The sequence below is a fragment of the Pseudomonas sp. E45-MNA-CIBAN-0222 genome, assembly GCF_040310405.1.
GTDB lineage: Bacteria > Pseudomonadota > Gammaproteobacteria > Pseudomonadales > Pseudomonadaceae > Stutzerimonas > Stutzerimonas stutzeri_AC.
On sequence record NZ_JBEOPU010000006.1, the window covers coordinates 49,965 to 71,527 of the forward strand.

At 63.7% G+C, this 21,563-nt stretch carries 21 protein-coding genes; 8 read left to right on the plus strand and 13 right to left on the minus strand.

The genetic code is table 11. The annotated features are described in order from the left end of the window. Positions 1-6: 6 nt before the first annotated feature. From lgt to AAEZ08_RS10620, 3 genes are all read left to right on the plus strand, one after another. Complete coding sequence (lgt, locus tag AAEZ08_RS10610) at positions 7-807, plus strand: prolipoprotein diacylglyceryl transferase (RefSeq protein ID WP_003283285.1); 801 nt, start codon at positions 7-9, stop codon at positions 805-807. Positions 808-912: 105 nt separating this feature from the next. Further along, positions 913-1,707, plus strand: a complete 795-nt coding sequence (locus AAEZ08_RS10615) for a thymidylate synthase (RefSeq protein WP_102821037.1) — start codon at positions 913-915, stop codon at positions 1,705-1,707. Positions 1,708-1,795: 88 nt separating this feature from the next. Next, complete coding sequence (locus AAEZ08_RS10620; protein WP_003283288.1) at positions 1,796-2,569, plus strand: ParA family protein; 774 nt, start codon at positions 1,796-1,798, stop codon at positions 2,567-2,569. 5 nt (positions 2,570-2,574) lie between these two features. On the opposite strand, the gene AAEZ08_RS10625 is transcribed toward AAEZ08_RS10620, so the two are convergent. The 6 genes from AAEZ08_RS10625 to AAEZ08_RS10650 all read right to left on the minus strand — a co-directional run bounded on the left by AAEZ08_RS10625 (position 2,575) and on the right by AAEZ08_RS10650 (position 8,340). After that, on the minus strand, positions 2,575-3,561 hold the full coding sequence (locus AAEZ08_RS10625) for a branched-chain amino acid ABC transporter permease (protein WP_500124342.1): 987 nt from the start codon (positions 3,559-3,561) through the stop codon (positions 2,575-2,577). Next, positions 3,561-4,448: a branched-chain amino acid ABC transporter permease gene (locus AAEZ08_RS10630; protein ID WP_013981555.1), complete on the minus strand. Its 888-nt coding sequence runs from the start codon at positions 4,446-4,448 to the stop codon at positions 3,561-3,563. Before AAEZ08_RS10630 ends, AAEZ08_RS10625 begins: the two co-directional genes overlap by 1 nt. After that, the gene (locus tag AAEZ08_RS10635) at positions 4,448-5,152 is read right to left on the minus strand and encodes an ABC transporter ATP-binding protein (RefSeq protein ID WP_500124242.1); all 705 of its coding nucleotides are present in this window, start codon (positions 5,150-5,152) and stop codon (positions 4,448-4,450) included. Before AAEZ08_RS10635 ends, AAEZ08_RS10630 begins: the two co-directional genes overlap by 1 nt. After that, complete coding sequence (locus AAEZ08_RS10640; RefSeq protein ID WP_003283295.1) at positions 5,145-5,939, minus strand: ABC transporter ATP-binding protein; 795 nt, start codon at positions 5,937-5,939, stop codon at positions 5,145-5,147. Before AAEZ08_RS10640 ends, AAEZ08_RS10635 begins: the two co-directional genes overlap by 8 nt. 2 nt (positions 5,940-5,941) lie before the next feature. Then, positions 5,942-7,147, minus strand: coding sequence for an ABC transporter substrate-binding protein (locus AAEZ08_RS10645; protein ID WP_003283296.1), 1,206 nt, complete (start codon positions 7,145-7,147; stop codon positions 5,942-5,944). A gap of 380 nt (positions 7,148-7,527) precedes the next feature. Next, on the minus strand, positions 7,528-8,340 hold the full coding sequence (locus AAEZ08_RS10650) for a universal stress protein (protein ID WP_003283297.1): 813 nt from the start codon (positions 8,338-8,340) through the stop codon (positions 7,528-7,530). Positions 8,341-8,539: 199 nt separating this feature from the next. Here AAEZ08_RS10650 and AAEZ08_RS10655 point away from each other — a divergent pair, with 199 nt between their 5' ends. Together AAEZ08_RS10655 and AAEZ08_RS10660 are read left to right on the plus strand one after the other, a co-directional pair. Continuing rightward, complete coding sequence (locus tag AAEZ08_RS10655; RefSeq protein WP_003283299.1) at positions 8,540-9,451, plus strand: response regulator; 912 nt, start codon at positions 8,540-8,542, stop codon at positions 9,449-9,451. A 145-nt stretch (positions 9,452-9,596) separates the two neighbouring features. Next, positions 9,597-10,493, plus strand: a complete 897-nt coding sequence (locus tag AAEZ08_RS10660; RefSeq protein WP_003283300.1) for a peptidoglycan DD-metalloendopeptidase family protein — start codon at positions 9,597-9,599, stop codon at positions 10,491-10,493. 58 nt (positions 10,494-10,551) lie between these two features. Here the strand turns inward: AAEZ08_RS10660 and AAEZ08_RS10665 are convergent, their stop codons facing one another. The 7 genes from AAEZ08_RS10665 to glcC all read right to left on the minus strand — a co-directional run bounded on the left by AAEZ08_RS10665 (position 10,552) and on the right by glcC (position 17,495). Further along, entirely contained in the window at positions 10,552-11,319 is a 768-nt protein-coding gene (locus AAEZ08_RS10665; RefSeq protein ID WP_313476180.1) for an outer membrane beta-barrel protein, read from the minus strand. Between the two features lie 193 nt (positions 11,320-11,512). Continuing rightward, on the minus strand, positions 11,513-12,856 hold the full coding sequence (locus AAEZ08_RS10670; RefSeq protein WP_181066318.1) for a hemolysin family protein: 1,344 nt from the start codon (positions 12,854-12,856) through the stop codon (positions 11,513-11,515). Positions 12,857-12,956: 100 nt separating this feature from the next. Continuing rightward, positions 12,957-14,258, minus strand: a complete 1,302-nt coding sequence (gene phoR / locus AAEZ08_RS10675) for a phosphate regulon sensor histidine kinase PhoR (protein WP_003283303.1) — start codon at positions 14,256-14,258, stop codon at positions 12,957-12,959. Positions 14,259-14,326: 68 nt separating this feature from the next. Continuing rightward, positions 14,327-15,016, minus strand: coding sequence for a phosphate regulon transcriptional regulator PhoB (gene phoB, locus AAEZ08_RS10680; protein WP_003283304.1), 690 nt, complete (start codon positions 15,014-15,016; stop codon positions 14,327-14,329). A 119-nt stretch (positions 15,017-15,135) separates the two neighbouring features. After that, entirely contained in the window at positions 15,136-16,029 is an 894-nt protein-coding gene (gene ubiA, locus AAEZ08_RS10685; protein ID WP_500124243.1) for a 4-hydroxybenzoate octaprenyltransferase, read from the minus strand. A 41-nt stretch (positions 16,030-16,070) separates the two neighbouring features. Continuing rightward, the gene (locus AAEZ08_RS10690) at positions 16,071-16,610 is read right to left on the minus strand and encodes a chorismate--pyruvate lyase family protein (protein ID WP_500124244.1); all 540 of its coding nucleotides are present in this window, start codon (positions 16,608-16,610) and stop codon (positions 16,071-16,073) included. 111 nt (positions 16,611-16,721) lie between these two features. Then, entirely contained in the window at positions 16,722-17,495 is a 774-nt protein-coding gene (gene glcC / locus AAEZ08_RS10695; RefSeq protein ID WP_103455869.1) for a transcriptional regulator GlcC, read from the minus strand. A 237-nt stretch (positions 17,496-17,732) separates the two neighbouring features. Between glcC and glcD the strand changes: the two genes are divergently transcribed. From glcD to glcF, 3 genes are read left to right on the plus strand one after another with little or no spacing between them, the layout of a single operon-like run. After that, positions 17,733-19,232, plus strand: a complete 1,500-nt coding sequence (glcD, locus tag AAEZ08_RS10700; RefSeq protein ID WP_058063593.1) for a glycolate oxidase subunit GlcD — start codon at positions 17,733-17,735, stop codon at positions 19,230-19,232. After that, positions 19,232-20,293 carry a glycolate oxidase subunit GlcE gene (glcE, locus tag AAEZ08_RS10705; protein WP_500124245.1) on the plus strand — a complete coding sequence of 354 codons (1,062 nt, stop codon included), beginning with the start codon at positions 19,232-19,234 and terminating at the stop codon, positions 20,291-20,293. Before glcD ends, glcE begins: the two co-directional genes overlap by 1 nt. Before the next feature lie 6 nt (positions 20,294-20,299). After that, positions 20,300-21,517, plus strand: coding sequence for a glycolate oxidase subunit GlcF (gene glcF / locus AAEZ08_RS10710; RefSeq protein WP_014595642.1), 1,218 nt, complete (start codon positions 20,300-20,302; stop codon positions 21,515-21,517). Positions 21,518-21,563 lie beyond the last annotated feature (46 nt).

Below are 21,563 nucleotides of genomic sequence, written 5' to 3' on the forward strand. Positions count from 1 at the left end.
TAACGGATGCTGCCCTATCCGCAGATCGATCCGGTGGCCATCGCCATCGGACCATTGCAGATTCACTGGTACGGCCTGATGTACCTGATCGGCATCGGCGGTGCCTGGTGGCTGGCCTCGCTGCGGGTGCAACGCTTCGCGCCCGAATGGCCCAAGGACAAACTGTCCGATCTGGTGTTCTGGGTCGCCATGGGCGTGATCGTCGGTGGGCGTTTGGGCTATGTGCTGTTCTACGATCTGGCTGCCTACATCAATGACCCAAGCCTGATTTTGCAGGTGTGGAAGGGCGGCATGTCCTTCCACGGCGGGCTGATCGGCGTACTACTGTGCAGCTGGATCTTCGCTCGGCGCAACGGCAAGAGCTTCTTCGAGCTGATGGATTTCATCGCGCCGTTTGTGCCGATCGGTCTGGGCGCCGGACGTATCGGCAACTTCATCAATGCCGAGCTTTGGGGCAAGGCCACCGATGTGCCTTGGGCGATGGTCTTCCCGACCGATCCGCAGCAGCTGGCGCGGCACCCGTCGCAGCTCTATCAGTTCGCCCTGGAAGGCGTCGCGCTGTTCGTCATTCTCTGGCTCTATTCGCGCAAGCCGCGGCCGACCATGGCGGTTTCCGGGCTGTTCGCGGTGTGCTACGGCATCTTCCGCTTCATCGTCGAGTTCGTCCGCGTGCCAGATGCGCAGCTGGGTTATCTGGCCTTTGGTTGGCTGACCATGGGACAGGTGCTCTGTGTGCCGATGGTGTTGCTCGGCTTGGCAATGATCGCCTGGGGCTATCGCCGCGACGCGGGTCGGGCTCCGGCCTGATTTCGTTGCCCTGCCTGTCGCCACGAGGGCGACAAGCGGGGCGCATGCCTTTTACTATTCGCGCAGCCTTTTCACCGCGCTTCGGCGCCTGCTTCGAGTCAATCGATGAAACAGTACCTCGACCTGATGCGCCACGTGCGCGACCATGGCACCTTCAAGAGCGACCGTACCGGCACTGGCACCTACAGCGTGTTCGGCCATCAGATGCGTTTCGATCTGGCCGAAGGCTTTCCGCTGGTCACCACCAAGAAGTGCCACCTCAAGTCCATCATCCACGAGCTGCTGTGGTTCCTTCAGGGCGACACCAACATCAAGTACCTGAAAGAGAATGGCGTGCGCATCTGGGATGAGTGGGCCGACGAGAATGGTGAGCTGGGGCCAGTGTACGGCTACCAGTGGCGCTCGTGGCCGGCGCCAAACGGTGAATCGATCGATCAGATCGCCAATCTGCTGGCGATGATCAGGAAGAATCCGGATTCGCGCCGCCTGATCGTTTCGGCCTGGAACCCGGCGCTGGTCGAGCAGATGGCGTTGCCGCCGTGCCACGCGCTGTTCCAGTTCTACGTCGCCGACGGCAAGCTCAGCTGCCAGCTGTACCAGCGCTCGGCGGATATTTTCCTCGGCGTGCCGTTCAACATCGCAAGCTATGCGCTGCTGACGCTGATGGTGGCGCAGGTCTGCGACCTGCAACCGGGAGAGTTCATCTGGAGCGGCGGCGACTGTCACCTGTACGCCAATCACCTGGAGCAGGCCGACCTGCAGCTGACCCGCGAGCCGTTGCCGCTGCCGACCATGAAGCTCAATCCGGACGTGAAGGACCTGTTCGCCTTCCGCTTCGAGGACTTCGAACTGGTTGGCTACGAAGCGCATCCGCACATCAAGGCACCCGTTGCCGTCTGACTTTGGTCGGGTTTGCCGTTGCGGATAACCTGAGCGACACATTTGCCGTATAGACTCGACCGCTCAGGTACATTTTGGGAGGCAAGTCATGCGCAGGGTCGTGTTCAATCAGAAGGGCGGTGTCGGCAAGTCGAGCATCGCCTGCAACCTGGCAGCGGTCAGTGCATCGCAAGGCTACCGCACGCTGCTGGTGGATCTGGACGCCCAGGCAAACTCCACGCATTACCTGACCGGGCTGACCGGCGATGACATTCCCACCGGCATCGCCGATTTCTTCAAGCAGATCCTCGCCGGCGGTACCGCTGGCAAGAAGGCGCGCCCGCCGATCCTCGAAACGGCCTTCGACAATCTGCACTTGATCAGCGCGACGGCCGAGCTCGCCGACCTGCAGCCCAAGCTGGAGGCCAAACACAAGATCAACAAGCTGCGAAAATTGCTCGACGGTCTTGCCGAGGACTATGACCGGATTTACCTCGACACCCCGCCGGCGCTGAATTTTTATACGGTCTCTGCGCTTATCGCAGCTGATCGCTGCCTGATTCCCTTCGACTGCGACAGCTTTTCCCGCCAGGCGCTGTATAGCCTGCTCGACGAGATCGAGGAGATGAAGGAAGACCACAACGAGACGCTCGAGGTCGAGGGCATTGTGGTCAATCAGTTCCAGCCGCGTGCCGCGCTGCCGCAGCAGATGATCGATGAACTGCTGAGCGAGGGGCTTCCGGTGCTGCCGGTCTACCTGATGAGTTCGGTGAAAATGCGCGAGTCGCACCAGGCCTGCATGCCGCTGGTGTACCTGGACCCGCGGCACAAGCTGAGCCAGCAGTTCGTCGAACTGCACGAGCTGCTCGAGTCCGCCGGCTGAGAACGTCAGTCCTCGGGGCGCCGCTGCAGCTTCTTGCCCAGCCGGGAGGCATAGAACTCGCCGATCATCCCGCGGCGGAATACCAGTACGCAGACCATGAAGATGATGCCGGTGACCAGCGTGACCGGCAGCTCGGAAGTGGCGAAGTAGTTGCCCAGCGTGGTCACAAGTGCCGCGCCAAAAACCGGGCCGACCAGCGTTCCAATGCCGCCGAGCAGGGTCATCAGCACCACCTCGCCGGACATCTGCCAGCTGACGTCGGTCAGCGTGGCGAACTGGAACACCAGCGCCTTCAGGCCGCCGGCCAGTCCGGCCAAGGCGGCGGACATGACGAAGGCGCCGAGCTTGTAGCGCGATACCGAATAGCCCAGGGAAATGGCACGGTTCTCGTTCTCGCGGATCGAGCGCAGGATCATGCCGTACGGCGAGTTGATCACGCGCCAGATCAGCAGCATCCCGGCGAGGAACACCGACAGCACGAAGAAGTACATGTACAGCGGCTCCTGCAGATCTATAAAGCCGAGCAGGTGCCCACGTGGAACGTTCTGAATGCCGTCTTCACCATGGGTGAACGGAGCTTGCAGGCAGAAGAAAAAGAACATCTGCGACAGCGCCAGGGTGATCATCGTCGAGTAGATGCCCTGCCGGCGGATCGCCAGGAAGCCGATGATCAGCCCGAGAAACGCCGCGCCGGCGACGCCGACGAGAATGCCCAACTCCGGAGGCAGCCCCCATTCCTTCACCGCGTGGGCGGTGAAATACGCCGCGCCGCCGAAGAACGCCGCGTGGCCGAAGGAGAGGATGCCGGTATAGCCGAGCAGCAGGTTGAAGGCGCAGGCGAAGAGGGCGAAGCACAGCACCTTCATCAGGAAGATCGGGTAGAAGTAGAACGGTGCCAGTGCCAGCGCGACCACGCCGATCAGGATCAGCACGGTCTCCAGGCGCAGCAGCGGGCGTTTGGTGGTCGGCGTGACGTTCACCTGGCTGTTCATCATGCGTCCCTCCCCATCAGGCCGGCCGGGCGCACCAGCAGTACGATCGCCATGATCACGAAGATCACGATGTTGGAAGCCTCCGGATAGAACACCTTGGTCAGGCCCTCGAGGATGCCGAGCATGTAGCCGGTAATGATCGCGCCGAGAATCGAGCCCATGCCGCCGACCACGACAACGGCGAACACCACGATGATCAGGTTCGAGCCCATCAGCGGACTGACCTGGTAGATCGGCGCGGCGAGCATGCCGGCCAGCCCGGCCAGTGCCGCGCCCATGCCGTAGGTGAAGGTCAGCAGCAGCGGCACGTTGATGCCGAAGGTGCGCACCAGCGTCGGGTTCTCGGTGGCGGCCCGCAGGTAGGCGCCGAGCTTGGTCTTCTCGATCAGCAGCCAGCTGGCGATGCAGATCACCAGCGACGCCAGCACCACCCAGGCGCGGTACTTGGGCAGGAACATGAAGCCCAGGTTGTAGCCACCGGCCAGTTCTTTCGGCACGGCGTAGGGCTGCCCGGAGGAGCCGTAGAAGTAGCGGAACGCGCCTTCCAGGGCGAGCGCCAGGCCGAAGGTGAAAAGCAGGCTGTAGAGGTGGTCGAGGTTGTACAGCCGCGATAGCGCGAGGCGCTCGATCACCGCGCTGCATAAGCCGACGATGATCGGCGCGAGGATCAGCGCCGGCCAGTAGCCGATGCCGAGGGTCGCCAGCAGCAGATAGCCGGCGAAGGCGCCGATCATGTATTGCGCGCCGTGGGCGAAGTTGATGATCTTCAGCATGCCGAAGATGATCGCCAGGCCCAGGCTGAGCATGGCGTAGAACGAGCCGTTGATCAGGCCGATCAAGAGCTGGCCGAGGAAGGCCTGGATCGGCACATCGAAAATCGTCGTCATCAGACCCCCAGGGCTTCGTTGAGCATGGTCATGCGGCCGGGCAGATCGGCGACGTCGAACGAATCGATGACCTTGCCATGATCGACCACATAGAAGCGGTCGGCCACCTTGCTGGCGAAGCGGAAGTTCTGCTCCACCAGCAGGATGGTCATGCCGCGCTGCTTGAGCGTCTGTAGCACCTCGCCGATGCGCTGGATGATCACCGGAGCCAGGCCTTCGGTGGGTTCGTCGAGCAGCAGCAGCTTGGCGCCCGTGCGCAGGATGCGCGCCATGGCCAGCATCTGCTGCTCGCCACCAGAAAGCTTGGTGCCCGGGCTCTTGCGGCGTTCCTCGAGGTTGGGGAACAGCTGGTAGATCTCAGTCAGGGTCATGCCGCCCTTGGCGATCACCGGCGGCAGGGTGAGGTTCTCCTCGACGGTAAGCGTGGAGAAAATGCCGCGCTCCTCCGGCACGTAGCCGATGCCGTGGCGGGCGGTGCGGTGCAGCGGTACTCGCAGCATGTCCTTGCCGTCGAAGCGGATCGTCCCGCTGCGCTTGCGGATGATCCCGACGATCGAGCGCAGCGCGGTGGTCTTGCCTACGCCGTTACGGCCGAGCAGGGTCACCGTCTCGCCCTGGTGCACGTCGAGGTCGATGCCATGCAGGGCATGGCTTTCGCCATACCAGGCGTTGAGGTCGCGCACGCTGAGCAGGGGTTCAGTCATCGTCGGTCCCCATGTAGGCCACGCGCACGCGCTCGTCCTGGCTGACGGTGCGGTAGTCGCCGGAGGTAAGAATTTCGCCGCGCTGCAACACCGTCACCTGATGGCAGAGGTCGGCCACCACCTTGAGGTTGTGCTCGACCATCAGCACCGCGCGCTGGGTGGCGACCCCGCGGATGATCTCTGCCACCACGTGCACGTCTTCGTGGCCCATGCCGGCCATAGGTTCGTCCAGCAGCAGCACCTTGGGCTCCAGCGCGAGGGTGGTGGCGATCTCCAGCACGCGCTTGCGTCCGTAGGAGAGATCGGCGGCCAACTCGTTGCGCTTGTCGGCCAGGCCAACCGATTCGATCAGCTGCATAGCGCGCTCGTTGAGCCGGTTGAGCGAGCGCATCGGCAGCCAGAATTGGGTGGCCAGCCCGCCCGGGCGCTGCAGAGCAACGCGCACGTTGTCCAGGACGGAGAGGTGCGGGAATACCGCGGAAATCTGGAACGAGCGCACCAGGCCCATGCGCGCCACCTTGGCCGGGTCGGTACGGGTGATGTCATGGTCGAGCAGGCGAATGGTTCCGGCGGTGGGCTGCAGGAACTTGGTCAGCAGGTTGAACACCGTGGTCTTGCCCGCGCCGTTGGGGCCAATCAGGGCGTGCACCCGTGCATGGCGCACGTCCAGATCGACATTGTTGACCGCGACGAATCCACCGAACTCCTTGCGCAGACCTCGGGCAGAGAGCATCACGGGTGCGTCCCGCTCGGCGTCGCCGGCCGGGTTGGGATGAACAGCGGCCATGCTCACTGCCCGACCAGGTCACAGCCACTCTCGGCCGGATCGATGTAGGCCTCGTTGCCCGGCACGGTCGCCAGCACCTTGTAGTAGTCCCACTCGCGCTTGCTCTCTTCGGGCTTCTTCACCTCCATCAGGTAGACGTCGCTGATCAGCCGGCCGTTGGCGCCGACCTTGGCGTTGCGCGCGAAGACATCGTCCACCGGCATCTCGTGCATGGCCTTGGCGACCGGCTCGGTGGCGTCGGTACCGGCCTTCTCGATCGCCTTGAGGTACTGCATGACGCCGGAGTAGGTGCCGGCGTGGACCATGTTCGGCATACGGCCGGTGCGCTTGAAGAAGCGTTCGCCGAACTCGCGGGATTTGTCGTCGCGGTCCCAGTAGAAACTTTCGGTCAGGGTCAGGCCCTGGGCGGCGTCGAGGCCCAGGCCGTGCACTTCGGCGAGGGTGAAGAGCAGCGCGGCGAGGCGCTGGCCGCCGGCGACGATGCCGAACTCGGCGGCCTGCTTGATGCTGTTGGCGGTGTCCAGGCCAGCGTTGGCCAGGCCGATGACCTTGGCGCCGGAGGATTGCGCCTGCAGCAGGAACGACGAGTAATCGGTGCTCGCCAGCGGATGGCGTACCGCGCCCTTGATTTCGCCGCCCTTGGATTTGACGAACTTGCCGGTCTGCTCTTCCAGCGAGTAGCCGAAGGCGTAGTCGGCGGTGAGGAAATACCAGCTGTCGCCGCCCTGGGAAACCAGTGCACCGCCGGTGCCGACCGCCAGCGCGTGCGTGTCGTAGGCCCAGTGGAAGCCGTAGGGCGAGCACTGCTTGCCGGTCAGCTCCGTGGTGGCGGCGCCGGTCACCAGATTGATCTTCTTCTTGTTCTTGGAAATGCCCTGTACCGCCAGCGCGACCGAGGAGGTGGTCAGCTCCATGATCGAGTCGACCTGCTCGCGGTCGTACCACTGCCGCGAGATGTTGGAGGCGATGTCCGGCTTGTTCTGGTGATCGGCAGTGACGATCTCGATGGGGGCGTCGAGCACCTTGCCGCCGAAATCCTCGGCGGCCATCTTCGCCGCCTCGAACGACCACTTGCCGCCGAAATCGGCATACACGCCGGACTGGTCGTTGAGAATGCCGATCTTCACCTTGCCGTCGGAAATCTCGGCCGAGGCGGGTACGGCGACCACTGCCGTCAGGGTTGCCGCTGCGATTGCTGAAAGCTTCATGCGTATCTCCTTGCACGGTTTGCTCGGCATACGGGCTCGCCCCATGCGAAGCGGTCCGTATGGGCGGGTTAGGGGAAAGCTGGGCAGACGGTCAGGTGCGCAATGTCGTGGATCGCCGGCTGGTTGAATGCAGCGGCCTGGCATTGACGTACGCGCGGCGAACGCAAGCGTGCGCGGGGCACCACGACGTCGTGGAAAGTCGCAGAGATGGGGGCTGGAACGCGAAACCAGAAACGAGTCGAAGCGAGGCACATGGGCGTCTTCTTCTTATTGTTGTTCTGGCTCTAAACGTAGCAGGGGTTTGCAGGGACGCAACTTGGGGGTAGCGCGTAGCTTGTTGCACGCCGGCCTGCGCAATACGGGCAGGCGCGGGAACAGGCTTAGCGTGCGATCAGGATGTCGCAGGGCGGATGGTCGAGAAACTGCCGCGCCAGGCTGCCGAGCAGGGCACTGCTCAGCTCGCCTCGGCTGTGGCTGCCCAGTGCCAGCAGCTGTGGTCGCAGATCGTCGATGGCCGTTTCCAGGCAGTTACTGCGCTCACCCTGAAGCAGGCTATGGCTAAGCCGTGCGCCCGTTCCGGGAAGTTGACTCTGAATGTCTTCGACCAGCTGATCGAACAGCTCCTGTTGCAACGCCAGGCCTTCGTGATCGGGACCATGTACTTCAGCCATCTCGTGCACATGCAGCGCACGTAGCTCGGCGCCGTCGCCCAACAGCTCCCAGGCGCACTGCAGGGCGCGTGTGGCGCAGCGGGAGAAATCCAGTGCAGCCATGGCCCGCAGGTACGGCGTGTCCGCCGGCGCAGTCGCCAGCAGTAGCGGTGCCGCGCTTTCGAGCATGATGCGCTCCAGCGTGGTGCCGGCGAAGCCCTGGGTCGAACCTCTGTGGTGTTGCCCCAATACCAGTAGGTCGGCCTCCAGACCCTGGGCCTGTGTGAGGATCTCTTCCACCGGCTGGCCACGGCGAACCCAGGGCTCGATGTGAGCGAATCCGTTGCGTTGCAGACGTTCGTGCAGCAGGGTACGTGCGTCCTGCTCGTCGGCTTCGCCAGCGCCCTCGCCAATCACGCACAGCAGGCTTAAGCGAGCGCCGGTCTGGCGTGCCAGCTGGGCCGCACGACACAAGGCCAGATCGGCGTCCGGGCTGAGATCGTGGGCGACAAGAATGTGCTGAACCCGATTTTGCTGAAACATGGGCGGCCTCGCGAAGCTGGCAAAGTTGCGAGTATGCCGCGCCAGCGTGTTGCTGTCCCGCCGGGAGGTAGTCTTCGGCGTATCCCATGTACAAGCGCGACGTTGATCGCGCGCAACAACTTTGTCGGCAATGGTGACTCGCGCTTTTGTCGATTCGATCCTGCAGCTATGCTTGCCGGCATTCGAGCAGGAGTTAAGGATGAGCAAGGTCAGTGTGCTGGTAGTGGATGACGCGCCCTTTATCCGTGATCTGGTGAAGAAGGCGCTCCGTAGTCACTTTCCCGGCATTCACATCGAGGATGCAGTGAATGGGCGCAAGGCCCAGCAGATGCTTGGTCGCGAGCGCTTCGACCTGATTCTCTGCGATTGGGAGATGCCGGAAATGTCGGGGCTGGAGCTGCTGACCTGGTGTCGTGCCCAGGATTCTCTGAAGACCACCCCGTTCATCATGGTCACCAGCCGGGGCGACAAGGAAAACGTAGTACAGGCCATTCAGGCCGGAGTGTCGGATTTCGTCGGCAAGCCGTTTTCCAACGAGCAGCTAACCAGCAAGGTTCGCAAGGCGCTCGGGCGTGCCGGCAAGCTGGATGCGCTGGCCGCCAGTGCCCCAACTAGAAACATGGCGACCGGTATGGCCAATGATTCGCTCGCTGCGCTGACCGGCGGTAAGGCGGAGGTGGTGCGTCCCGCCGCATCTGCTGCGGCTGCAGAGGCCAAGGCATCACCGTTACTCCAGAAATCGCCACCTGCCAGCAGCCCACCGGGTGCTGCGTCTGGTCGTGGTCAGGGCCAGCTGCGCCTGGCCAGCGGCAGTATCGCCTGCGTGATCAAGGCGCTGAGCCTCAAGGAGGCGCTGCTGGTGGTCAAACGCGGCGAGCAGTTGCCGCAGGTGCTGGAAAGCGCCGTGCTCGATCTCGAACAGGGTGATGGCGGTGAAGTTGCTCGTCTCAATGGTTATCTGCACGCGGTTGCCGCCTTCGAGCCCAAGCCTGACAGCGAGTGGCTGCAGTTGTCGTTTCGCTTCGTCGATCGCGACCCGCAGAAAATGGACTACCTGTCGCGCCTGATCGCCCGCGGCACGGCGCAGCGGCATTTCGTTCCAGGCGCTTGATTCGACTGGGCCAGGCGACCGTTCGGCGCCTGGCGGTGCTCACAAACTGACCGGCATCACACCCCGACGGTCGGTAGCTCGCGCAGGCCAGTCGCCACTGCTAGTCTTTGCGCTCCAACACCATAATCACTAGAAATCTGCCGTTATGCTGGGGCGCATCCTTCTGTTGCTCGGGTTGTCCGTGCTGGCCTCGCCAGTGCTGGCCCTGACCATCTACAAATACACCGACGCCAATGGGGTCGTTACCTACAGTGACCAGGCTGCGGCTGGCGCGCAGGTATTCGTCTTCCGTGACCGGATGGTGGAAAAGCTCGACACTCAGGTTCGACTGGAGACCCGCAAACACGCGGCCGGTGAAACGCTGCTGGTGCGCAATGATCTGTTCGCGCCGGTTGATATTGAGTTGAAGCTGGAAAACGTCGATAACGTTGTCGGCGCACCCGCCAAGCCCATCCGCTGGGTACTGCCGCCACGCAGTCAGATCCGCCTGGCGACGCTGGCACCGCGCGATGCATCCAAGCCCATCAGGTACACGCCCAAGCTGCGACACGCGCTTGGCGATCCGCGTCTGTTACCCAAGCCCTACAAATATCCGCTGCCTTGGCGCGGTGGTCCGTTTCGCCTGACCCAGGGCGCGAACGGCCAGTACAGCCACTTCACGCCCAAGGGGCGTTACGCGGTAGACATCGCCATGCCCGAGGGCACGCCCATCGTCGCGGCGCGCGGTGGCATGGTGGTGAAGATCGAAAACGAGCAGAGCGGGCGCGGCAACAATCCGGCCGGAAACTTCGTGCGCATCATGCATGACGACGGCACCATGGGCGTCTACCTGCACCTGATGAAAGGCTCGGTAGCGGTGCGCGAGGGACAGCGGGTCGAGAGTGGTACGCGTATCGCGCGTTCCGGCAATACCGGCAACAGCACCGGGCCGCACCTGCACTTCGTGGTGCAGCGCAACGTCGGCCTGGCCATCGAGTCGATTCCCTTCGACTTTTCGCAGCCGGTCAACAGCCTGCCGAACTTCGCCGTGGGTGGAGAGTAGCCCGCTCGCGGGCTACATCCTGGCCTATTCGTCCGGCAGGCTGGCGAAGGTTAGTGGCTTAGAACGCCAGGCCAACCTTCAGGCCAACTTGCTCCTGCTTGAGCTTGCTGTTCTCAGCGAACTCGCTGCTGCTGTCGAGCTCGTAGCGGGTCTGGGTGTAGTACAGACTGGTGCTGATCGGCATGTTGTTGATGCCCTTGTTCCAAAGCACGCTCAGCTCGCCGTAGGGGTTGACCTTGTCCTTGAGGTCAACAGTGTCGCTTTCCCCGCCGACTTTCAGTTTGCTGTCGGCTTCGATGGAATAGCGAGCGCCCACTTCCAGGCGCACGGTGTAGTCCGGCGTCAGGTAGTTATAGCCAACACCGGCTTTGGCGAAGGGCGAGCGCGTGGTCAGCTTGACGTCTTCGTCGCCGAACAGGCCGAAATCGACGTCATCTTGCTCGATGCGGCCCCAGTCGTAACCGCCACCAACGATCAGGTCGACATAGTTGTTAGTGCTCAGCGCCGCACGCAGGCCGAGATCCAGGTCGGCGCGAGCTGAGAGATACTCGACGTCGTCCTTGTCACGGTACTGACCTTCGATGCCCAGCTGGTAGATGAACCCTTCCTGGCCGGTCAGCTTGTTGCCGAAGGTGTAGTACAGACCGCCCTGATTCAGACGCTCCTTGTCGCTCTCGTCGTTCACGGTCAGCTTGTACTGATTGTGCGAGCCGATGACGCCGATGGTTGAAATCGGGCCGGTTGCGGACTGAGCGAACGCTTGGGAAGTGCCAGCCAGGCAAAGGGCCAAGGCAGCGGTAGTAGTAGTCAAACCATTGATGCGCATTTAGGTAGCTCCATCGTTTCGATGAGAATCGGGTAGCGGGATTAAGCGTCCGCCTAATCCCGTGGACCGGTACTACCTGTAAAAAATTCTGCACTATGCGATGGACGGTCATAATCCTTGCAGATCAATCACTAGCAGCGGGTACGTAAACAAGAATGTAAGTGGGGATTTAGTCATGTGACTCGCCAGTCACTTAATCCTGAAAGCGGAGTACCTTCGCCAATACGATCTTCGGTCCGCGCATTTTCTTGATCACGATCTGCAGGCCATCGACCTGGAGCACTTCGTCTTCATCGGGGACGCGCTTGAGCGTTTCGTAGACCAGCCCGGCAAGGGTTTCTGCCTCGACATGGTCCAGATCGATCTCCAGAAGACGTTCGAGCTTGAACAATGGGGTGTCGCCACGTACCAGCAGTTTGCCGGGCTGGTAGGCGAGCACGCCGCGTTCGGTCTTGCGGTGCTCGTCCTGGATGTCGCCAACCAGAACTTCGAGCACGTCTTCCATGGTCAGAAAGCCGATGACCTTGTGATCACCTTCCTCTACCAGTACGAAATGCGCGCCACCCTGGCGAAACTGCTCGAGCAGGGTTGCCAGCGGCATGTGCTTGGACACCCGCTCCAGCGGCCGCAGCAGCTCGTTTAGGCAGAAATGCTCGGTCAGATGGTCGTCGGCGGCCAGCGCCAGCAGCAGGTCCTTGATATGCAGCAGGCCTACGTACTCGCCTTTGCTGCTGTCGTACACCGGATAGCGGCTGTATTTGTGACGACGGATCACGCCTAGCACATCGCTCAGTGAGGCATCGTGGTCCAGCTGTAGCAGGTCCTCGCGGGAATTGGCCCAGTCGACCACTTCCAGTTCGCTCATTTCCACTGCCGAAGCCAACACCTGGATCTGCTGATTGCCGGGGTCGCGGGCGCGGTTGGAGTGCAGGATCAGTTTGAGCTCTTCGCGGCTGTAGTGATGGTCGTGATGCGCGCCCGGCTCGCCCTGGCCGGCGATGCGCAGGATGGCGTTGGCGCTGGCGTTGAGCAGGTAGATGGCCGGGTACATCAGCCAGTAGAACAGGTACAGCGGCACCGCCGTCCAAAGCGACAGCAGCTCCGGTTTGCGGATCGCCCAGGATTTGGGTGCCAGCTCGCCGATCACGATGTGCAGATAGGAAATGATGAAGAACGCGGTGAAGAAGGCGACGCCATGTACCAGAGCCGGTGACTGGATGCCGATACCGGCCAGCAGCGGTTCGAGCAGGTGCGCGAACGCCGGCTCACCGACCCAGCCGAGGCCTAGCGAAGCCAGAGTAATGCCGAGCTGGCAGGCGGACAGGTAAGCATCGAGCTGATGGTGCACGGTACGCAGGATATGCCCACGCCAGCCATGCCGACTGGCAATCGCTTCCACCTTGGTGGCGCGCAGTTTGACCATAGCGAACTCGGCGGCGACGAAGAAGCCGTTGAGCAGCACGAGGAACAGGGCAAAGAGAATCAGGCCGAAATCGGCAAAGTAGGAAGAGGCAGCGTAACTGGGGGAAGGGTCCATGAAGGGGTCGGGTAGCCAATGATCGCGACAGAATGGCGGCGGTGAGCCGGCTTTTCAAGCGATCAGCCGGGAATTTCGCAGCTGATCGTGATGGTGCCAATCAGCGGCCCGCCAACTGCCCATTCTGGAAATGACAGGCGAAACGACTGCCCTGTCCGGGGGTGCTGCTGATATCCAGGCGGCCCTGGTGGCGAAGCAGAACGTGTTTGACGATGGCCAGGCCCAATCCCGTGCCGCCGGTGCTGCTGGCGCGACTGGAGTCAACCCGGTAGAAGCGCTCGGTCAGGCGTGGCAGATGTTTCTGTTCGATACCGATGCCGCTGTCCTCGACACTCAGGTGGGCGCCAACCTCGTCGCCCCACCAGCGCACGTGCACATTGCCGCCATCAGGTGTGTACTTAACCGCGTTGAAAACCAGGTTGGAGAAGGCGCTGCGCAGCTCCGTCTCGCTGCCCTTGAGCTGTAGCGCCGGGTCTGCATCGAGACTGATCAGGTGGCCGCGGCTGCCGGAAAGGGCTCGGGCATCGCTGATGATCGACTGCAACAGCAAGCCCACCGCCACCGGCTGGTTGTCGGTTGGCCGACTGCTGGTTTCCAGGCGTGCCAGCAACAGCAGGTCGTTGAGCAGGTGCTGCATGCGGCCGGCTTGCTGATTCATCTGTTGCAGGGCACGAAGCCAGCGCGGATTCACTCCTTCGGCGTTCTCCAGCATGGTCTCCAGGTAGCCAGCGATCACCGTCAGTGGCGTACGCAGCTCATGGGAGACATTGGCGACGAAGTCTTTGCGCATTTGTTCGAGCTGATGCAGGCGAGTGACATCGCGCACCAGCAGCAGGTGTTCGCGATTGCCATAGCGGGTGATGTTGAACTGCAGGCGAAGACGATCGTCCACTGGCGAGGCCAGCTCCAGCGGCTGATCGTAGCTGCCACTGTCGAAGTACTCCTTGAATGCCGGATGACGCACCAGATTGCCGATGGGGTGGCCTGCATCCTGCGGCTTTTTCAGCCCCAGCAACCGATTGGCGGCGGGGTTCCACCACTCCAGATTGCCTTCGCTGTCGAGCATGATTACCGCGTCCTTGAGGGCAGCGGTCGAACCCTGGGCGCGGTCGATGATGCCCTGCAACTCCGCGCGCAGGCGCAGGTCGCGGCGCTGCATCTGGTAGAGATTGTCGAACACATCGCCCCAGATTCCGGCCGAATCGGGCGGTGGCTCGTCGGGGTCGGCACGGTGCAGCCAGCGCTGCAGACGCAGCAGCTGGCGCAGGGTCCAGATGAGATAGCCGCTCAGGCCGATCACCAGCACCCAGGCGTATTCGCCAGTGATCAGCCCCAGCAGCAGGCAGCCGCCGAGCAGGAGCAGCAGGCGACGAACGAGGGCTCCTTGCCAGTCCTGATTCAACCGATGCACTCCAGAGAGGTGGCGATGATGTGGTGGATGACGCCGGGACGCATGCTCACCCGGCGTGCTCAGCTTTTGCTGGAGAAACGATAACCGGTGCCGCGTACCGTCTGCACCAGGTTCTCATAGGCTTCGCCGAGCGCCTTGCGTAGCCGGCGGATATGCACGTCCACGGTGCGCTCCTCGACATAGACATTGCCGCCCCAGACCTGATCAAGCAACTGGCTGCGGGTGTAGGCGCGTTCCTGGTGGGTCATGAAGAACTGCAGCAGACGGTATTCGGTGGGGCCCATCTCGGCCGGCTTGCCGTCGATGGTGACGCGATGGCTGACCGGATCTAGCAGCAGGCCGCCGATCTCGATCGGCGATTCGCTGTCCACCGGCGTTGCGCGCCGCAGCACGGCCTTCAGGCGGGCCACCAGCTCGCGCGGTGAGAAGGGCTTGGTGATGTAGTCGTCGGCACCGACTTCCAGGCCCTGGATCTTGTTGTCCTCTTCACCCTTGGCGGTGAGCATGATGATCGGCGTGTCGGCGGTCAGCTCGTCACGCTTGAGGCGGCGGGCCAGCTCGATGCCGGAAGTGCCGGGCAGCATCCAGTCGAGCAGGATCAGGTCCGGCTTACGGTCGATGATCAGCGCATGGGCCTGCTGGGTGTTCTCTGCTTCGAGACAGTCATAGCCAGCCATTTCCAGGGCGACGACGATCATCTCCCGGATCGGCGCCTCGTCATCGACGATCAGTATGCTCTTGCCGTTCATGGTCAAGCCTCGGGTCTGTTCTTGTCGTCCGGCATTAGATAACGGAATTATTGCAGCCATGTGACAGGCAGACGGCAGTGCAGTACCGGGAGCATGGCTCTAGTCCGGTACGTGCGCGCTTAAGCCCGGGTTGCGTAATCCAGCACGATGCCGGCAAGGATCGCCAGCCCCGCCCAATGGTTATGTAGAAAAGCCTTGAAGCAAGCCTGTGGCTTGCGCGATTGAGTCTTCCAGAACTCCCAGGCGAAGCAGCCGGCGGCGATCACCAGCCCGAGGTGGAACCACTGGCCGAGCTCGAAGCGCACGCCGGCAAGGAGCAGACAGAACAGTGCCAGGCCCTGCAGCGTGACGATGATGACGCGGTCCGCTTCGCCGAAGAGGATGGCGGTGGACTTGATGCCGATCTTCAGGTCGTCGTCGCGATCCGCCATGGCGTAGTAGGTGTCGTAGGCCACCGTCCACAGCAGATTGGCGATGAACAGCAGCCAGGCCTCGGGCGGCAGGCTGCCGGTCTCGGCAGTGAAGGCCATCGGCATGCCCCAGGAGAAGGCTGCGCCGAGCACCACCTGCGGATAGAAGGTGTAGCGCTTCATGAACGGGTAGCAGGCGGCCAGCGCCAAGGCGCCGAAGGACAGGTAGACGGTGGTTGCGTTGGTCAGCAGCACCAGGCCGAAGCTCAGGCCCACCAGCACGGCGAACAGCGTCCAGGCCTCGCGCGAGCTGATCTTGCCGGTGGCCATGGGGCGCGTCTGGGTGCGTTGCACGTGGCCGTCGAAGTTGCGGTCGGCGAAGTCGTTGACCACGCAGCCGGCGGCGCGCATCAGGATCACGCCGGTGATGAAGATGAACAGGTTCTTCGCGCTGGGCACGCCCTCGGCGGCGATCCACAGCGCCCACAGCGTCGGCCACAGCAGCAGGTAAGTGCCGATTGGCCGGTCCAGGCGCATCAGCTGGATGAAGTCCCAGGCGCGCGGGTGCAGGCGATTGCACGATTGCAGCAGTTTTAGATACATCAGTGGCTCTCCTTGGCGGAAGGGGGCATGCAGCGGCGCGCTCAGGGCGTGACGGCGGCGGCCTGCCACAGCTCGGGGAGGAACACCTCGGCGACCAGCACGCCGAGCCGATTCTGGCGGAAGCACGAGCGCCGCGCCCAGAGGCCGTCGACACGGCACGCATTCGGTAGCCAGTGTGATGGGTACTGGCAGGCCTCAAGCGTGCCGCGGGTGAACGCCGGATTGCTGAACAGCAGCTCGCCCAGGGAACGATTGCCCAGGCGCTGCAGGTCGAGGCCGGATTCAGCCAGCTGCGCTCGCGCGGCAACGCTACGAGCGAATACCCACGGCTGGCCGTGACCGCACAGATACACCTCGCGCACCCAGCCCTCGCTGTCGGCCGGAACGCCGAGCGCGGCGCACTCGTCGGTACGCAGGGGCTGCCAGGCTTCGTGCAGCGGCGTCACGCTGAAGGCGCCATCGGCCAGCTCGGTCAGGCGGCGGGTGAGCGAGCCCTTGTCGACGTAGAGCCAGTCGTGCAGGGCGGGATCGAGGGGGGAGGGGAGGCGGTCGGCACTTAGCCAGTCATGAATTTCGGACACGGTGCGTCAGAGCTAGCGGAAAAGAGCGGCGAGTCTAGCATGCGACTTGGGCGGCACGGGTGCGGCTGTCCGGCCAGGCTGTAGCCGCGCTCGGTAAACGCTACATACGCCTCAGGTCCAGCCTTCAAGACGCATGGTGGCGCGCACCAGGCGCTGCTCCTCCTGTTCGATCTCCTTGAGGTTGTCGCGAATGCCGTGGATATGGTCGCGTGCCGCACGTTGGGCCTGTTCCGGCAGGCGTTCGATCACCGCGTGGTAGAGCCGCGAGTGCTGGCGGTCGATCTGTCGCTTCTGCGCTGGACGGTGGTAGAGGTTGTTCACCGAGGCGAACACGGTGCTCAGCATCAGGTCGGTCAGCGACTGCAGCGTATGTACCAGCACCGGGTTGTGCGAGGCCTCGCAGATCGCCAGATGAAACGCGTGATCGAGGCGGGCGTGCTCGCGCGGGTCGGCGCCTGCCTCGCTGGTATGCGCGGCGAGCATCTCCTCATAGCGCCTGCCAAGCAGGACGAAATCCGCGTCGGTGCCGCGCAATGCTGCCAGCCGGGCTGATTCGCTTTCCAGCAGGGCGCGTACCTCCAGCAGGTCATAGAGCGTGCGCGGCTGCGATTTGAACAAGTGCATCAGCGGGCTGGCGTCATGGTTTCCGGACAATTCGGCAACGAAGGAGCCACGACCCTGGGAGGTCTCGATGATGCCGCGGCCACGCAGAACACGTAGACCCTCACGCAACGCAGAGCGGGATATGCCCAGCTTTTCGCACAGGCGGCGTTCCGATGGCAGCGCCTGGCCCACCTTCAATACGCCGTCGACGATCAGCCGTTCGATACGCTCGGCGACGACGTCGGCGACTTGACGACGGTCATTGTGGTTTTCGTTCTGCATGTCCTTCGTTCTCCCACTGGTAGGACCAGTTTGGCGGGAGTTTACCCTGAATGCCTGAATACCAGTAACAGCGCCGTCTGGATGACTATTCGGTAGTGCCTTTCATCGGGCGACTACAAAAAACTGGTAGGACCAGTTGCTTAGGTCGTGGACTGACGCCCATCTTCGACGTTAAAGATGCGTCATTCCACCGCAGTCGTTCGCGCTGGCTGCAACCCACGAGAACCGGAACCTGCCATGAACATTCTCTACGACGAACGCGTCGATGGTGCGTTGCCCAAGGTCGACAAGGCCGCCCTGCTGGCCGAGCTGCAGGCGCAGTTGCCCGATCTGGACATCCTCCACCGCAGCGAGGACCTCAAGCCCTACGAGTGCGATGGGCTGTCCGCCTATCGCACCACGCCGCTGCTGGTGGTGCTGCCCGAGCGCATCGAGCAGGTCGAGACGCTGCTCAAGCTCTGCCATCAGCGCGGCGTGCCGGTAGTCGCTCGCGGCGCCGGTACCGGGCTGTCCGGCGGTGCGCTGCCGCTGGAGCAGGGCATCTTGCTGGTGATGGCGCGCTTCAACAAGATTCTCGAGGTCGATCCCGCTGGTCGTTTCGCCCGCGTCCAGCCCGGTGTACGCAACCTGGCGATCTCCCAGGCCGCGGCCCCCTATGAGCTGTACTACGCGCCGGACCCCTCGTCGCAGATCGCCTGTTCGATTGGCGGTAACGTCGCCGAGAACGCCGGCGGCGTGCACTGCCTGAAGTACGGCCTGACCGTGCACAACCTGCTCAAGGTGGACATCCTCACCGTCGAGGGCGAGCGCATGACGCTCGGCTCCGATGCGCTGGATTCGCCGGGTTTCGACCTGCTGGCGCTGTTCACCGGCTCCGAGGGCATGCTCGGTATCGTCACAGAGGTGACGGTCAAACTGCTGCCCAAGCCGCAGGTGGCCAAGGTGCTGCTCGCTGCCTTCGACTCGGTGGAAAAGGCCGGGCGTGCGGTCGGCGACATCATCGCCGCCGGCATCATCCCCGGCGGCCTGGAGATGATGGACAACCTGTCGATCCGCGCCGCCGAGGACTTCATCCATGCCGGTTACCCGGTGGATGCCGAAGCGATCCTGCTCTGCGAACTGGATGGCGTGGAAGCCGACGTGCACGACGACTGCGCCCGCGTCAGCGAAGTGCTCAAGCTGGCCGGCGCCACCGAAGTGCGCCTGGCCAAGGACGAAGCCGAGCGCGTGCGCTTCTGGGCGGGACGCAAGAACGCCTTCCCGGCGGTCGGCCGTATTTCGCCGGACTACTACTGCATGGACGGCACCATTCCGCGCCGCGAGCTGCCGGGCGTGCTCAAGGGTATTTCCGACCTGTCCGAGCAGTTCGGTCTGCGCGTGGCCAACGTGTTCCACGCCGGCGACGGCAACATGCACCCGCTGATCCTGTTCGATGCCAACCAGCCCGGTGAGCTGGAGCGCGCCGAAGACCTGGGCGGCAAGATCCTCGAACTCTGCGTGAGGGTGGGCGGCAGCATCACCGGCGAACACGGCGTCGGCCGCGAGAAGATCAATCAGATGTGCTCGCAGTTCAACGCCGACGAGCTGACGCTGTTCCACGCGGTGAAGGCGGCCTTCGACCCGAGCGGTCTGCTCAACCCGGGCAAGAACATTCCGACCCTGCATCGCTGCGCCGAATTCGGCCGCATGCACATCCACAACGGCCAGCTGCCTTTCCCCGAACTGGAGCGTTTCTGATGTCCGTAATCGCCAACGACGCCAGCGCGCAGTTGCTGGACCAGGTCAACCAGGCGCTTGCCGCCAACACGCCGCTGCGCATCCAGGGCAGCGGCAGCAAGAGCTTTCTCGGGCGGCAGGCCGACGGTGTGCTGCTCGATACCCGCGAGCATCGCGGCCTCGTCACCTATGACCCCACCGAGCTGGTAGTGACAGCGCGTGCCGGTACGCCGCTCGCCGAACTCGAGGCCACGCTGGACGAGGCCGGGCAAATGTTGCCTTGCGAGCCGCCGCACTTTGGCGAAGGCGCCACCGTCGGCGGCATGATCGCCGCCGGGCTGTCCGGGCCGCGTCGCCCGTGGAGCGGTTCGGTGCGCGATTTCGTGCTCGGCTCGCGGGTCATCACCGGCCAGGGCAAGCACCTGCGTTTCGGCGGCGAGGTGATGAAGAACGTCGCCGGTTACGACCTGTCGCGCCTGATGGCCGGCAGCTTCGGCTGCCTCGGCGTGCTGACCGAAGTCTCGCTCAAGGTGCTGCCCAAGCCGCGCCTGTGCACCAGCCTGCGTCTGGAAATCGATCTCGAGCGCGCGCTGCTCAAGCTCGCCGAGTGGGGCCAGCAGCCGATCCCGATCAGCGCCGCCAGCCATGACGGCCAGGCGCTGCACCTGCGTCTGGAAGGCGGCGAAGGCTCGGTGGGTGCTGCCCGCGAGCGTATCGGTGGCGACGATCTTGACCCCGGATACTGGAACGACCTGCGCGAGCAGCGCCTGGCCTTCTTCGCCGACCCGCGTCCGCTGTGGCGCCTGTCGCTGCCGAACAACACGCCGGCGCTCGGCTTGCCGGGCGATCAGCTGGTGGACTGGGCCGGTGCCCAGCGCTGGCTGAAGTCCGACGCCGATGCGGTGACCATCCGCGGCATCGCCATCGAGGTCGGCGGCCACGCCACCTGCTTTACCGCAGGCGCCACGAGCAATCCGTTCCAGCCGCTGTCGGCGCCGCTGTTGCGCTATCACCGCCAGCTCAAGGCCGCGCTGGATCCGCAGGGGATCTTCAACCCCGGCCGCATGTATTCCGAGGTCTGACGACGTATGCAAACGAATCTGAGCGAAGCCGCGAAAAAACTGCCGCGCGCCGAGGAAGCCGAAAGCATCCTGCGCTCCTGCGTGCACTGTGGCTTCTGCAATGCCACCTGCCCGACCTACCAGCTGCTGGGCGACGAGTTGGACGGCCCGCGCGGGCGGATCTACCTGATGAAGCAGATGCTCGAGGGCGGTGAGGTGACCGAGAGCACCCAACTGCACCTGGACCGCTGCCTGACCTGCCGCAACTGCGAGACCACCTGCCCGTCCGGGGTGAAGTACCACAACCTGCTGGACATCGGCCGCGACTTCATCGAGCAGCAGGTGCAGCGCCCGTTGGGCGAGCGCGTCGTGCGCGGCGGCCTGCGCACGGTGATCCCGCGACCGGGCCTGTTCAAGGCACTGCTGGGCGCCGGCAATGCGCTCAAGCCGTTGATGCCGGCCTCGCTGAAGGATCACCTGCCGCGCGAGATCCGCCCGGCCAAGCCACGCCCGCAGGTGCTGCACAGCCGCCGCGTGCTGATGCTCGAAGGCTGCGTGCAGCCGAGCCTGTCGCCGAACACCAACGCCGCCGCTGCACGGGTGCTCGACCGCCTGGGCATCAGCGTCAGCCCGGCGCGTGAGGCCGGCTGTTGCGGTGCGGTGGACTACCACCTCAACGCCCAGGAGGCCGGCCTGGACCGCGCGCGGCGCAACATCGACGCCTGGTGGCCGGCCATCGAGGCCGGTGCCGAAGCCATCGTGCAGACGGCCAGCGGCTGCGGCGCCTTCGTCAAGGAATACGGCCATCTGCTCAAGGACGACCCGGCCTACGCGGCCAAGGCCGCCCGTGTCAGCGAGCTGGCCAAGGACCTGGTCGAAGTGCTGCGCAGCGCCGAACTGGAAAAACTCGACGTGCGTGCCGACAAGCGCATGGCCTTCCATTGCCCGTGCACCCTGCAGCACGCACAGAAGCTCGGCGGCGCGGTCGAAGACGTGCTCACCCGTCTGGGCTACCAGCTCACTGCGGTGCCCGATGCGCACCTGTGCTGCGGCTCGGCCGGCAGCTATTCGATCACCCAGCCGGAGATTTCCCACCAGCTGCGCGACAACAAGCTCAACGCGCTGGAGAGCGGCAAGCCGGAAGTGATCGTCACCGCCAACATCGGTTGCCAGACCCACCTCGATGGCGCCGGCCGCACGCCGGTCAAGCACTGGATCGAAGTGGTCGAGGAATCGATGCAGTAGCAATGCCTCATGGTTCGGCCGCCCAGACAGGGCGGCCAACGAACAA